The following is an 11,892-nucleotide window of genomic DNA, read 5'->3' as shown; positions in this document are numbered from 1 at the left end:
GTATGAATTATATTTTATTTGGTTTCTTTTTTTCTCCTTTTTTTGTGGTTGTATTATTTTATATGTATTTACATATAAAAGATTATCAAGCTCTTGATTATGTTCAAATTGGTTTAACAGTAGGTTTCTTTTTATTATCTGTTTTTTTCTCAATTTATTTAACTTGGTTTTTGCAAGAAGTCACACCATTTTTTAAGAAAATGGAACGATTGGGTAAATTGTCTTTTTATTCATTTGAACATGGTTATGTTTATGAAAAGACAAAGCAGGGGAGTAAGCAGAAGTCTATTAAATTTCCGCCTGTTTATATGCAACAAGGTAAATATGACTTATCTATCTCATTTAAAATGGCTGGAAATAAGTTTCAGGAAAAATTTAAAAAAATGGGTGGAGAACTAGAAGATACGTTTTTTATGGATTTCATGGAAACGTTAGATGAACCAAAGTTTAAAACTTATAAATTGGCTTATTCTGCTTATTTGAATCGGATTTCAATACCAGAAGTTATTTGGGATAAGGAAAAAGGGGTTCGCTTAATGAAAAATCTTTATTGGGATTTTATTGATGATCCTCATTTACTTGTTGCAGGTGGTGCTGGTGGAGGTAAGACTGTTTTACTACGTTTGTTGATTGATTGCTTGGCAAAGATTGGTGTAGTAGATATTTGTGATCCAAAACGTGCAGATTTTGTCACGATGGCGGATATGCCTGCTTTTCAAGGTCGTGTTGTTTTTGAAATTCAGGATATTGTTCAGCGTTTTCAAAATGCTGTTGTTATAATGATGGCTAGATACGATTTTATGCGTAGTGAAATGCAACGTTTGGGACATAAGGATTTGAAGAAATATTATGAGTATGGGTTAGAGCCATACTTTTTTGTTTGTGATGAGTACAATGCTTTAATGTCTATGCTGGATTTTAAACAAAGGAATTTAGTAGATGATGCAATTGGTCAATTTCTGTTGTTAGGACGCCAAGCTGGATGTTTTGGGATTATAGCTATGCAAAAGCCATCTCGTGATGATTTAGGTTCAAAATTACAAGCAAATATTAACTTTCGGATTTCTGTAGGTCGATTGGATGAGTATGGTTATGATTCTTTATTTGGTGCTGAAAATCGTAATAAGGAATTTAAGTATGTGAAATACGTTTCTGGTCGTCGTGTCTATGGGCGAGGCTATGCAGCTGTTTTTGGAGAAGTAGCACGAGAATTTTATTCACCATTGTTGACAAAAGGTTTTTCATTTTATGATGAGTTTGTGAAAATTGAACGTCATGAAAATCAATTTGATCCAATGGAGAATACACAATTACAAGCAGATTTGCTGATGAGTGATGATTTGTTAGAGTTTGCGAAGAAGGCGACGGAAGGTCAATCTATTGTTCAAGAGAAATTAGAGCCATTTGATGTAGAAGAAATGGAGGAAATGCCATTGGAAGATGTAGTATTGTTTAGTGTAATGGACGTGGCTAAAGAAGCGAAAAAAACTTTTAGTCAAGTTACAAAATTGGTAGCTCTCCTGGAAGAGGAAGACTATCATCAGTTTACACGTGAGGAAGGAAATATTATTTTTTCAGATGATGAATTGCAGTTGGTAAGTCGTCTTTTTGAAAAGAAAGAGAATTATACAGGCACGTGGAAACAGCTATTATCTCAGTATTTTACGGGAGAATAGTAGAAGAAGGGCTATTGAGCTCCTTCTGATGAGAGATAGGATAGGTGTAGGGATAGGTCTGACCGTAGGGCAGCCGTTTATCCCGATACACCGGTTATCCTATCTCTCATCAGAGGGATTTTCAATTTTCAACCCCTGATTTCTAATAGGGGGGTAATATTTGAAAAAATACAAATTACAACCCGCCTTATCCCAAGTGTATCAAGGGTTTACGAGTTTTTGATACTGTAAACTTTTGGGCGGAAAACTGTAAACTTTATGAAGAAAAAGGAGAAAATTTGCATGAATCCAATGTACTTAAAGGATTTTAGAAAGAAACGAAAATTAACTCAAAAAGAATTTGCTTTATCTGCAGGAATTAGTTTGCAGAGTTTAAAATTCTATGAAACAGGTCGTCGTGAATTGACACTAGATAAGTTTCGTGAAATAAAGTCTAAGTTTGGTTGTTTAGAGCATGATCCGTCTCGATTACGTGTGATGGTGGACTATGTGAGAATTACGTTAATGAGCATACGAGACTTAGAATTTTTTTGTAAAAAATTTTTGCATGTTGCTTTTAAAGACTTTCAGTCGTATGAATCTAAGCTGATGAATTATAACCACTTGTGGAAACGGGGTGATATTTGGATTTTTGATTATTTTGATAAATTTGAAGCAGGTAATTATCAAATCACAATGCAGCTGTCTGGGAAAGGTTGTCGCCAAATGGAACTCATTTTTGAAAATGAGGGAATTACTTGGCTTGATTTTTTTCGAGAATTAAAGATAGCTTACGGAGAAGATATGCGTGTTACTCGCTTAGATTTGGCAATTGATGAATTGTATCAAGGATATGAAAAGGAAACAGAACAATTTTTGTTATCAGATATGATTACAAAGTATTATCATAAAGAATTGGATTTCAATAGTATGCGGACATGGAATTACATTGGTGGTGGTTCTTTAAATTTTGAAGATGAACAGGAAATTGAGGAAAATCGTCAAGGTATTTCTCTTTATTTTGGCAGTCGTCAATCTGAAATGTATTTTAACTTTTATGAAAAACGATATGAGTTAGCGAAACAAGAAAATCTAAGTATAGAAGAGTCCTTGGAAGTATTTGGAATTTGGAATCGGTATGAAATTCGTTTATCTCATGGAAAGGCTCAAGGAGTGGTGGAAGAATACTTGTTAGGTGTAGACCTAGCAGAAATTGCACGAGCTTTAATCAATAGTAAAATCAATGTTTATGACGGCTTGAATGATTATGGTGCTTATCTTATGGATAAAAAATGGCAATTGTTATTTGGCGGAGTTGAACCGTTGAAATTATCAACTCAGCCTGAAGCATATAACATTGAACGCACTATCCGCTGGTTAATGCACCAGGTATCTGATTCACTTGCTTTGGTAGAAGAATATGACAAATTAGTTTGTGAAGAAAATTTGCGAATGATTATCAATTCAGGAGAACTAAACGATCGAGGTGAGAAAATTTTAAATTCAGTAAGGAGCAGTCTTTCATGTATGCAGAAAAGCAGTTGAAGTTATTTTTGGAAAGCAGAGAGGACTTAGAACCAATTGTAAAAAGTTGTGTTTTGATGATTCCAGATAGAGTGTTTTATCATCCTGAAATAGAACAAGGGACAATGAATACTTATCAAATGGATATTCAAGAATTGGTTCGTCAAGCTCGTTCTTCTTGTGATAAAGATACTTTTGCAGGTTTATTTGTTTTACAACAAGATTATGAACGGGATTTAAGACAGTTAGTTACTTTGAAAAGAAGGTTATTGATTTTTGGAATTTTAATGCAATCTGAAAAGAAACAAAGGGAAGTTATATTAAAACTTTGTGCGGAACATCGTTTGTATAAGCGTTTGTTAGCACGAAGGGAATCTTTTAGAAAGTAGAGTTAAAAAGATGAGGATGATTCGTTCACCTACAAAGAAGTAGGTTAGTTATAAAAGTAAAGCTATAAATAATATAATAAAAAGGAGAAACAAAAATGGCTGAAACAACAAAAACGTTTATTAAACAAGTAAAAGGCACTTCTTCTGAATTGGGCGAACTTTTACAGACAAATAAATTCGAGGAAGCATTTGACGCTTCCCAACGATTAAATAATCTTTTGAAAAATGAACAGTTTGAGGAATTGACTGGTAAACAGATAAAAGAATCAGGACTTGAAGATATTCAAAGCGAACTGAAAAAATATTGGTGGGCTAATAAAGAAATGCGACATTTCCAAGGCATTCTTCGTGGATGTGGAAAAGCATTGTCTGAGTTGGCAAATTAGTTAAAAACTTGAGAGGTGAAAGCCTCTCTTTTTTTATTGATAAATTGTAAAATATAGTGCAACAAAAAAACTCATAGCGTTTCATTGGTGTAAACTGTAAGTAACCACACAAACAGAATCCCGAGGAAAAACTATGAGCTACTTCCATCTTACCATAACCGACCGAATAAAGATAGAAACCTACTTGGAATTAGGTTTGAAACCTTGCCAAATTGCAAGTAAACTTGGCGTCCATAAGTCTACCATTTCAAGAGAGTTAAGACGATGCCAAAATGGTTACTCCGCAGCCCTAGCACAGGAACAGTATGACCACAGGGCTAAGCAAAAAGGTCGGAAGTCTCGTTTGACACCAACGTTGAAAAAGGAAATTGAGGACGGTTTAAAATCCTCCTGGTCGCCTGAACAGATTTGTGGCCGCTATCAGCTTGAACAAAGGCCGATGGTAGCTTTTAAAACAATCTATAACTGGCTCTATGCTGGTTTGATTGCTCTGGATTTGAGTGTCCTTCGTCGTAAAGGAAAAACTCGACAACCTAAAGAAACACGTGGAAGATTTAGGATTGGCACATCGATTGCCAAACGTCCTAAAGAGGTCAGGAATCGTGAGACCTTTGGTCACTGGGAGCTCGATACTGTGGTGTCTTCCAGAGGCAAAAGCAAGGGCTGTTTAGCGACCTTTCTGGAGCGAAAAACGCGCTTTTACTTAGCTTTCAAGATACCAGACAGAACAGCCAAATCCATGTTTTCAGCCATCGAACAACTTTATAAGCTATTTCCAAAAGAGGCTCTTAAAACCTTCACTTCAGATAGGGGAAAAGAGTTTGCCTGCTATCCTCTGGTAGAGAATTTAGGAATTTCCTTTTTCTTTGCGGACGCCTATTCATCCTGGCAGAGAGGAAGCAATGAAAACGCCAATGGCTTACTAAGAGAATATTTTCCAAAGAAAACAGATTTAGCCGCTATCTCTGATGAGGCTTTGAACAAGGCCTTATATGATATCAATCACCGACCACGAAAATGTTTAGCTTACAGAACTGCTTGTGAAGCTCTAGTGGATGAGTACGAGTAAATGTTGCACTTATTCTTGCAATTTATCATGTATTTAATAAAACGGTTAGAAAAGAGGTAGCCTGTGGAAGCTACACAAACAACAATACAAGGTCGTCTTATCGGCGCATCGGAAGTAAAAGATTTTACTTCTGGTCTCAGCACTGGTCAAACCCAATTAACTATCGGTGTACGAACTCCAGACGGTCGGTTCAATCAAACAAATATCAAGGCTGATATGGTTAATGTATCTGACTTTGCAACTTTGTTTGATGAAAAAGTCGAAATTGTTCTAGAGAATGTTTCTATCACTGCATATACCAATGGGAATCGTGCTGCACTCTCAGTAAAAGCTAAGTCTGCTTTTATTGAACTTGTTTAATGGATAGTGGGGAGTATTTCCCCTTATCCATAGAAAGGAATTGTTATATGTCGTTTATATCATGGCTAATTATCTTATTTACTGGATTTCTTTATTTAGCTCTTAGGATTAGTGAAACTATCGAAAAGCAGAGACAGGCTCAGATGCTTCAGTTAAACCTCCCAGCAATCACAGCAGATATTGAGCAGGTAATTGAAGAAAGCGCCACTGTTTCAGGTCAAAAACTTCTTTTTGATAGTCGCTACATTCGATTTTTGCAAAGTAGCAATGACAATCGTTCTTACCTTGTTAGTTTTCCTATTATGCTATCTAAGAAGCCTGTTGATGAAGAAGAAGAAAGCTATATCCAACAAGTCTTTTTAACACAGTTTAGCAAATACCTAGCTGAATCTACAACCTATGAAAGCTGGTCCGACAAAGGACACAGACTGCAATTTGACACTCAATTTGGAAAAATTTTACGGTATAACAATCAATATTACCTTAATCTCCAAATGTCTTTTTCCTACATTTAGAAAGGCACTATACATGAAATGTTTTCTTGATGCAAGCCTATATGACTACGGGGCTCCATTCTTTTGGGATATACCCGTGGAGCGTGTGCCCCATGCTCTATTGGTAGGTTCCAGTGGTTCTGGAAAAACTTATGCGACAAAAATTTTCTTAGCTCGTTTTGCTCATAGTTACCCAAAATCCCCATTCCTTATTGCGGACTATAAGGCTGATTCTGACTTTGCCTTTTTAAATGACTGCAAAACTTTTAAGCGTTTTGATTCTGTATCAGACATATTAAAAATTGGCTTGAACATTTTAGAAAATCGTCAAAAAGGAATTGATAAATCACGAGAATTTGTTGTTATCTGTTTTGATGAGTTTAATGCGTGGCAAAATAGCCTTGACAAAAAGGAGCGTGAGCAGGCAATTAAAGACTATACTCGCTTAATTCAGCTAGGACGTTCCTTTAGAATCTATGTAATTATTTCGCAGCAAGATGCTCATAAAAGTTCACTTGGTCTATCAAGGGATTCGATAGGTACAGTGATTGCACTAGGCAAACTCTCGAAGGAAACTGTCTCAATGCTCTTCTCAGATGAAAAAGAAAATATTGTGAGAAACAACCCTCGAGGTGTAGGATACATGAAGGTAGATGGGCAAGATAGTCGTCACATCATTGTACCAAGTTATAACATGCTTCCTTTAGAAAACCTGATTCGAGAAGCTGTTAATCGTTCAGACCGCTATTTCTATTCTGATGAGACAGTTGCCGAGGGGTAGCCTTGCGGCGGAAACGCTGGCTTACTGTCTCGCCAGCTTTAGCTGGCTGTTATACGGGGGACATGTAAAGACCCCCGTTCCATTTGACCTTGTTTTTTAAAGCTTTGCAAATTCCACTTTAGGGAAACTATACTCTATTGCCTTAAAGAGTTGTTATATCAACGTTATTCTACAACATTTTATTTAGGGTGACTACCTCCTAAAACTGTGGAATAATAAAAGCATAGGAATTTTGCTACATTACAATAAATAGTTAACCAAAACAATATTTACCGCCCAGTTAACTTTCACTCTTTAGGCGGATAGAAAGAAGATAAAATGATTTGTAGAAATGAAATTGAAAAATATCTTCAAAAAGATAACGACCGTAACCCAGTCATTATGACCAGTGTCGATGAAGCTACATTTGTCATCAAACCGACAGAAGATACTGTGGGAGAATACCCAGATAATTGGTATCAATTTGCTTTATCGCTGTCTGAAACAGTAGCAGAAAAGCTATCCCTCCCAGTTCTCTTTGGAAATTATGTTCCACTGGAAACCCCGCCAGCAGGCTATACAAATGGCTTTACCTTTCAACATTTGCCCTATTATTTTGCCATTGCATGGCATGAGATGGATTTCACGATGGGCATTATCCTGAAATTTTCTGCATCGGCTTTGTCTCACTATAAAGCCTCCTATCAAGACTATTATAGTGAAGCAGTTGACATCCACAATATAGCACAATTGCTATATACTGACTATTATGATTTGCGCCTTTCTCGTATTGACCTTGCTGTTGATTACTTTAATTATTCAATGTCTGTCAATGACCTGTATCAAGGGCTGAAAAACAAGCGATATATCATTACTAATCATAAGGGACGTAAAAATATTTCTAACATCAGCGCTCAAGAAGTAAATGGTCAAGCGCAAACGATGTATATCGGTAGCAAAAAAAGAATGTAAATGCTCTGCTGCGTATCTATAACAAGTATCAGGAACAATTAGACAATCAAGGTCGCTATATGCACTTAACTAAGTATTGCAATTCTTGGGTACGTATGGAAGCTTCTTACAAAGGAACTTATAGCAATCAAATACTAACCTTACTTCTTGATATTGATAACCCTCAAGATTTGAGTAAACTCATTGTCAACAAAATGATTGATAAATATTGTTTCCATGATGCAGAGACTGGTCAACCGTTGCAATTCACTAGTGATTTACTTAAAGGGGCTGGCATCTTCCCAGATCTTGAATCTTTAAACTCTCGTAACAATGACCTTTTATCAACCATTTCATATTTAATGAAGGGTAGTGGACTCTTTCCTCTTCTAACGAAAATTGAAAAAGTCTGGGGCACTCAAGCCCGCAATCACTTCATCATCAGGCTCATTCAAGAGTATGAGACCAACTACACCCCCAACCCAGACGTAGGGTTATGGTTAAATAAATTTAGTAGGGAACTTGAGAAATTTAATTTTGAAGATTTTCTTGAAGATGCCTTTCAAATTTTTTACCAAAAAAACAACATCACTCCTAAAGATTCCGCCAAGAAGCCTAAAAGTGATGTTGCGGATTAGCGAGAGATAAGCAGTAGCTTACCCCTACTGCTATTATCTCATATTTCAATTATATTTACCAAAGAAAGTGAGAATAGTATGTCTAGCAATAATTTTGATTTAAAGCAAATTGAACTCATGCTTCTTACTGTTATTGACCTACTAAAACATTTAAATAGTGAAAAGAATAGAACTGGTATTATTTATACTCAAAAAGAGTTATTAGATTTACTGAGTATATCTCCAAATACATTGAAGTCATGGGAAAATAGAGGTCTTAAACGTTTAGAACCACCTATTGAGGGTACTAGAACCGTTTACTATCATATTGATACTGTTTTAGAGTTTTTAAGCCACAACTAGAAGTGAAATGTGCTAAAATAGGAGTATCAAAAAAGAAAGTGAGATACTATCTATTTTAGCTTTTTTCAATTCTTCGATTGATTGAAGAGAGCAGCAATGAATATAGAAAAAATTATCCATAAAGGAAAAACCGTCCTCAAGAAAGTAAAGGACAATGGCGAGATTAGTTATTCAGCAAAGAGCATCTATCTAGGCTTAGATATAAAGACTGGAAAACCTGTAAAAACAACCGTAACAGCTAAAACCCTACGCTCCTTAGACCGTAAAATTATTCAAGCTAAAATTGATTTTGAAGAAAGTGGTTCAACAAGGAAAGAAACTTTTAGCATTGCTACCTTGTCAGATTTAGCTGAACTGTGGTTCTCCAACTACGAGACTTGGGTCAGCTCAGATAACACTCTAAACCGAGTGAGGAACTATCTAGATACCTATATCCTCCCCCAATTTGGGCAATATCAGCCTGATAAAGTTACTTCGTCTGATATTCAAAACTGGGTTAATGAGCTTGCAACAAAATCAAAAGAATCTGTAGATTCTGGAATAAAAAGAGCTGAAAAAGGCTGTGCTAAAGATTTTGGAGCTATTGCCCATAAATTAAGTGATATTTTTGATTTTGGAATAACACACTTTGAATTAAAGCATAATCCTGCTCAATCTATCAAAATTCCCCCAAAACCTAAAAGCAATCAAAAACGCATTATGGTTCTTCATGATGAAGATTTAACTATCTGGCTAAATTTCGTTGATACTTTACCTAATACTAGGGCTAATCGGCGATTTAAAGTTATCTGCGACAGTCTACTTGCTTCAGGAATGAGAATCAATGAGCTATTAGCTTTGACTATCTATGACCTTGATTTTGAAAGTTCTGAAATATTAGTCACTAAAACTCTTGTTTGGAAAAATGCGAAACCTAAGTTAGGATTAAAAGGAAAGGTTGTTTGTAAAAATACTCCTAAATCTGATTCGGGCAATAGAAAAATAGCTGTTCCGTACCAAATTATTGAGCAACTTCAAAACTTCCATGATGAAATGAATCTTTATTTCAAGAAGAACGGTCTTTCAAAAAGTAAGTTGATTTTCCCAACTATTTACGGAAACTATATGTGCGATAGGAATGAACGTGCGACACTCAAAAGACGATTACAGGAAGTTGGTCTACCTGACTATGGTTTTCACTTATTCCGTCATACACACGCTTCTATGATGTTAAATGCTGGTATGAATTGGAAAGAGTTACAGGTTCGTATGGGACATAAGTCTATCAAGACTACTATGGACATATATGCCGAGCTTGCCCCTAAAAATCAAACACAAGCGGTAGATATTTATTTAAATAAAATTGCGGAGCTAACCTCATGAAATTCATGGCAACCTTTTTGGCAACCTCTGACAGTTTTATCCAAATCAATAGCTTATAAACCTTGATTTAATAAGGTTTGTCACAACTAAAATAGATTTTAAGTATTCCTTACAGAGATTAAGTAATTAGATAATGTTTAGGTAGAAAGAGGATTATTATGCCGATACTAGAATGTTTTTTTTAGAGCAACGGCTCAAAGGGGTAAACAGGGGCTGGAATCACTGTATTTTGATAAATTTAAGGAGTGATATTATGGGGTGGACTAGTATTCCGAATTTTGGAGATAAATATGCCAAAGTTAGAGAAAGAACTCATTCATCTGGTGCAAAACTAATAGAAGTTTTATACGGTGCTCGTGACAACAGGGGAAGACCCACGTCTCCAGAAAGTAATTCTGATGGACACGGTCATTGGCTTGCAATAGAAATAGATGGAATATACCAGATGTTATCATGGAGACATCCTATTCATGAAGGTGGTCAGCAAGAATATGGTCGTGGTCGAAGAAGCAATGCCCTCTCTGATTTGGAATCTGATATAATAGCAAAAGAAAAAATCTGTTCGCAGGCTAAGAGTTTATCATTGTCAAGTGAATGGAAAACTGCTGCACCTAAATTTAAGCAGTTATCTAATGAATGGAAAAAGGTTTACAATTGGGGAACGCCAAAAGAAAAACAACTATGGGAAGATTTTCAGGCCGCTAAAAAAGGTTCTATGAACGACGAGAGAATAATCGTTCAAAAAACAAAGTTATCAAGCAGAGTATAATTTCGGAAGCTCAAATTTTATCAGCATCAACCGATTGGAAATCCACTGGTCAACGGTTTAAGAAACTTTTTGATAGATGGAAAGGCATAGGTTCTGCTGGAAAAGATGATGAAATTCTATGGATCGAGTTTAATTCTGCTCAACAAACATTTTATGATCGTCGTTCAAAATACTTCAGTGATTTAAATAAACAACGTGTCAAAAACAGACAAATGAAACAAGCACTGATTTCAGAAGCAAGGAGCGTTTCTCAGTTTTCAACAGATTGGAAACGAACTGGGGATAAACTCCATGAATTAATGGATAGGTGGAAAGAGGTTGGAAGTGTTGACAAGGAATATAATGATAGTCTTTGGAATGAATTTAATGGAATTCGACAGGATTTCTTTAATCGTAGACGTATTTATTATGAGGAACGGGACAGACTCTTCCAAGAAAATGCTAGCCGAAAAGGCCAGATTGTACAAGAGGCTGCTAATATTGCCAGCAGAAGTGACTATTCTGTGCAGACTACGGAGCGCATGAAAGAACTTGATCGTGAATGGAGAAACATAGGCTCCGCTGGAAAGATAAATGAGCACCAGCTTTGGAATTTATTCCAAAGTGCTAAAGATAGCTTTTGGTCCGGCAAACGCTCGTATAATGAGCGAAACCAACAGGAATGGCGAAGAAAATTGTTTGATGCTATCAACCGCAAAAGAGAACAGATTTCAAATCTTGAACGGCAAATCAGTGATCTTCAATATAAAATGAGTAGCATGAGAAATCAAGAGTACATCAATAATATGTACCAGTGGATAGATGAAAAAAAACCAAGATTCGAGAACTTGAAATAGCAATTCAAGACATGGAAAGCAAATTATAGATTGTGTTGTCAATATAACTGATGGTTACCACGTCCCTGAGCTGTTCTCGATTTTAATACATCCAGAATTTTTCATTCAACGAGTAGTTACAAATAGCTACTTTGATGACGGTGTTTTAGGTATTTTCGAGTAAGTTTTGGAACGTTATCCATTAGCTATGAAATGTTTTAATAAGATTTCTGATTATGTTCAAAAAACTATTAATGATACGATAGGAAAGTTTAGGATTTTTAAAACGCCATGGCATAATATAACTGTATATTGTCGGAACGTATTGAGTGTATGAGTTTCCTAGAAAAAATGAAACCTCAAGCTTAAAATAGAATC

General features: G+C 35.8%; 14 protein-coding genes. All 14 read left to right on the top strand.

Translation table 11 applies throughout. The features are described from left to right. Positions 1 to 2 precede the first annotated feature (2 nt). A complete protein-coding gene (locus tag ANG_RS06985) occupies positions 3 to 1,676 on the top strand; it encodes an FtsK/SpoIIIE domain-containing protein (RefSeq protein WP_025271858.1) in 1,674 nt (557 codons plus the stop codon). A gap of 282 nt (positions 1,677 to 1,958) precedes the next feature. Beyond that, positions 1,959 to 3,200, top strand: a complete 1,242-nt coding sequence (locus ANG_RS06980; RefSeq protein ID WP_003033496.1) for a replication initiation factor domain-containing protein — start codon at positions 1,959 to 1,961, stop codon at positions 3,198 to 3,200. Further along, entirely contained in the window at positions 3,179 to 3,568 is a 390-nt protein-coding gene (locus ANG_RS06975) for a hypothetical protein (RefSeq protein WP_003033500.1), read from the top strand. Before ANG_RS06980 ends, ANG_RS06975 begins: the two co-directional genes overlap by 22 nt. Positions 3,569 to 3,663: 95 nt before the next feature. Then, entirely contained in the window at positions 3,664 to 3,954 is a 291-nt protein-coding gene (locus tag ANG_RS06970; RefSeq protein ID WP_025271857.1) for a hypothetical protein, read from the top strand. Between the two features lie 133 nt (positions 3,955 to 4,087). Next, positions 4,088 to 5,023: an IS30 family transposase gene (locus ANG_RS06965; RefSeq protein ID WP_020999450.1), complete on the top strand. Its 936-nt coding sequence runs from the start codon at positions 4,088 to 4,090 to the stop codon at positions 5,021 to 5,023. A 63-nt stretch (positions 5,024 to 5,086) separates the two neighbouring features. Next, a complete protein-coding gene (locus ANG_RS06960) occupies positions 5,087 to 5,383 on the top strand; it encodes a hypothetical protein (RefSeq protein WP_021002216.1) in 297 nt (98 codons plus the stop codon). A 47-nt stretch (positions 5,384 to 5,430) separates the two neighbouring features. Further along, on the top strand, positions 5,431 to 5,898 hold the full coding sequence (locus ANG_RS06955; RefSeq protein WP_024053244.1) for a hypothetical protein: 468 nt from the start codon (positions 5,431 to 5,433) through the stop codon (positions 5,896 to 5,898). A 13-nt stretch (positions 5,899 to 5,911) separates the two neighbouring features. Next, positions 5,912 to 6,658, top strand: a complete 747-nt coding sequence (locus ANG_RS06950; protein WP_025271559.1) for a type IV secretory system conjugative DNA transfer family protein — start codon at positions 5,912 to 5,914, stop codon at positions 6,656 to 6,658. Positions 6,659 to 6,976: 318 nt separating this feature from the next. Next, positions 6,977 to 7,609, top strand: coding sequence for a replication initiation factor domain-containing protein (locus ANG_RS11490; protein WP_231847265.1), 633 nt, complete (start codon positions 6,977 to 6,979; stop codon positions 7,607 to 7,609). 59 nt (positions 7,610 to 7,668) lie between these two features. Then, on the top strand, positions 7,669 to 8,226 hold the full coding sequence (locus ANG_RS11485; protein ID WP_231847263.1) for a hypothetical protein: 558 nt from the start codon (positions 7,669 to 7,671) through the stop codon (positions 8,224 to 8,226). A 78-nt stretch (positions 8,227 to 8,304) separates the two neighbouring features. Next, positions 8,305 to 8,568, top strand: a complete 264-nt coding sequence (locus ANG_RS06940) for a MerR family transcriptional regulator (RefSeq protein ID WP_000097742.1) — start codon at positions 8,305 to 8,307, stop codon at positions 8,566 to 8,568. A 96-nt stretch (positions 8,569 to 8,664) separates the two neighbouring features. Continuing rightward, positions 8,665 to 9,930 carry a tyrosine-type recombinase/integrase gene (locus ANG_RS06935; protein WP_001019353.1) on the top strand — a complete coding sequence of 422 codons (1,266 nt, stop codon included), beginning with the start codon at positions 8,665 to 8,667 and terminating at the stop codon, positions 9,928 to 9,930. 253 nt (positions 9,931 to 10,183) lie between these two features. Further along, a complete protein-coding gene (locus ANG_RS06930) occupies positions 10,184 to 10,699 on the top strand; it encodes a DUF349 domain-containing protein (RefSeq protein WP_025271856.1) in 516 nt (171 codons plus the stop codon). Further along, the gene (locus ANG_RS06925; protein ID WP_331709747.1) at positions 10,684 to 11,535 is read left to right on the top strand and encodes a DUF349 domain-containing protein; all 852 of its coding nucleotides are present in this window, start codon (positions 10,684 to 10,686) and stop codon (positions 11,533 to 11,535) included. Before ANG_RS06930 ends, ANG_RS06925 begins: the two co-directional genes overlap by 16 nt. Positions 11,536 to 11,892: the final 357 nt, after the last annotated feature.

It is taken from the genome of Streptococcus anginosus subsp. whileyi MAS624, assembly GCF_000478925.1.
Classification (GTDB): Bacteria; Bacillota; Bacilli; order Lactobacillales; family Streptococcaceae; genus Streptococcus; species Streptococcus whileyi.
This window is presented reverse-complemented; position numbering and strand designations above follow the sequence as displayed.

What these genes read in the sequence shown, in the direction of transcription:
- ANG_RS06985 (WP_025271858.1), top strand. Translation starts at nt 3, where the DNA reads ATGAATTATATTTTATTTGGTTTCTTTTTTTCTCCTTTTTTTGTGGTT.
- ANG_RS06980 (WP_003033496.1), top strand. Translation starts at nt 1,959, where the DNA reads ATGAATCCAATGTACTTAAAGGATTTTAGAAAGAAACGAAAATTAACT.
- ANG_RS06975 (WP_003033500.1), top strand. Translation starts at nt 3,179, where the DNA reads ATGTATGCAGAAAAGCAGTTGAAGTTATTTTTGGAAAGCAGAGAGGAC.
- ANG_RS06970 (WP_025271857.1), top strand. Translation starts at nt 3,664, where the DNA reads ATGGCTGAAACAACAAAAACGTTTATTAAACAAGTAAAAGGCACTTCT.
- ANG_RS06965 (WP_020999450.1), top strand. Translation starts at nt 4,088, where the DNA reads ATGAGCTACTTCCATCTTACCATAACCGACCGAATAAAGATAGAAACC.
- ANG_RS06955 (WP_024053244.1), top strand. Translation starts at nt 5,431, where the DNA reads ATGTCGTTTATATCATGGCTAATTATCTTATTTACTGGATTTCTTTAT.
- ANG_RS06950 (WP_025271559.1), top strand. Translation starts at nt 5,912, where the DNA reads ATGAAATGTTTTCTTGATGCAAGCCTATATGACTACGGGGCTCCATTC.
- ANG_RS11490 (WP_231847265.1), top strand. Translation starts at nt 6,977, where the DNA reads ATGATTTGTAGAAATGAAATTGAAAAATATCTTCAAAAAGATAACGAC.
- ANG_RS11485 (WP_231847263.1), top strand. Translation starts at nt 7,669, where the DNA reads ATGCACTTAACTAAGTATTGCAATTCTTGGGTACGTATGGAAGCTTCT.
- ANG_RS06940 (WP_000097742.1), top strand. Translation starts at nt 8,305, where the DNA reads ATGTCTAGCAATAATTTTGATTTAAAGCAAATTGAACTCATGCTTCTT.
- ANG_RS06935 (WP_001019353.1), top strand. Translation starts at nt 8,665, where the DNA reads ATGAATATAGAAAAAATTATCCATAAAGGAAAAACCGTCCTCAAGAAA.
- ANG_RS06930 (WP_025271856.1), top strand. Translation starts at nt 10,184, where the DNA reads ATGGGGTGGACTAGTATTCCGAATTTTGGAGATAAATATGCCAAAGTT.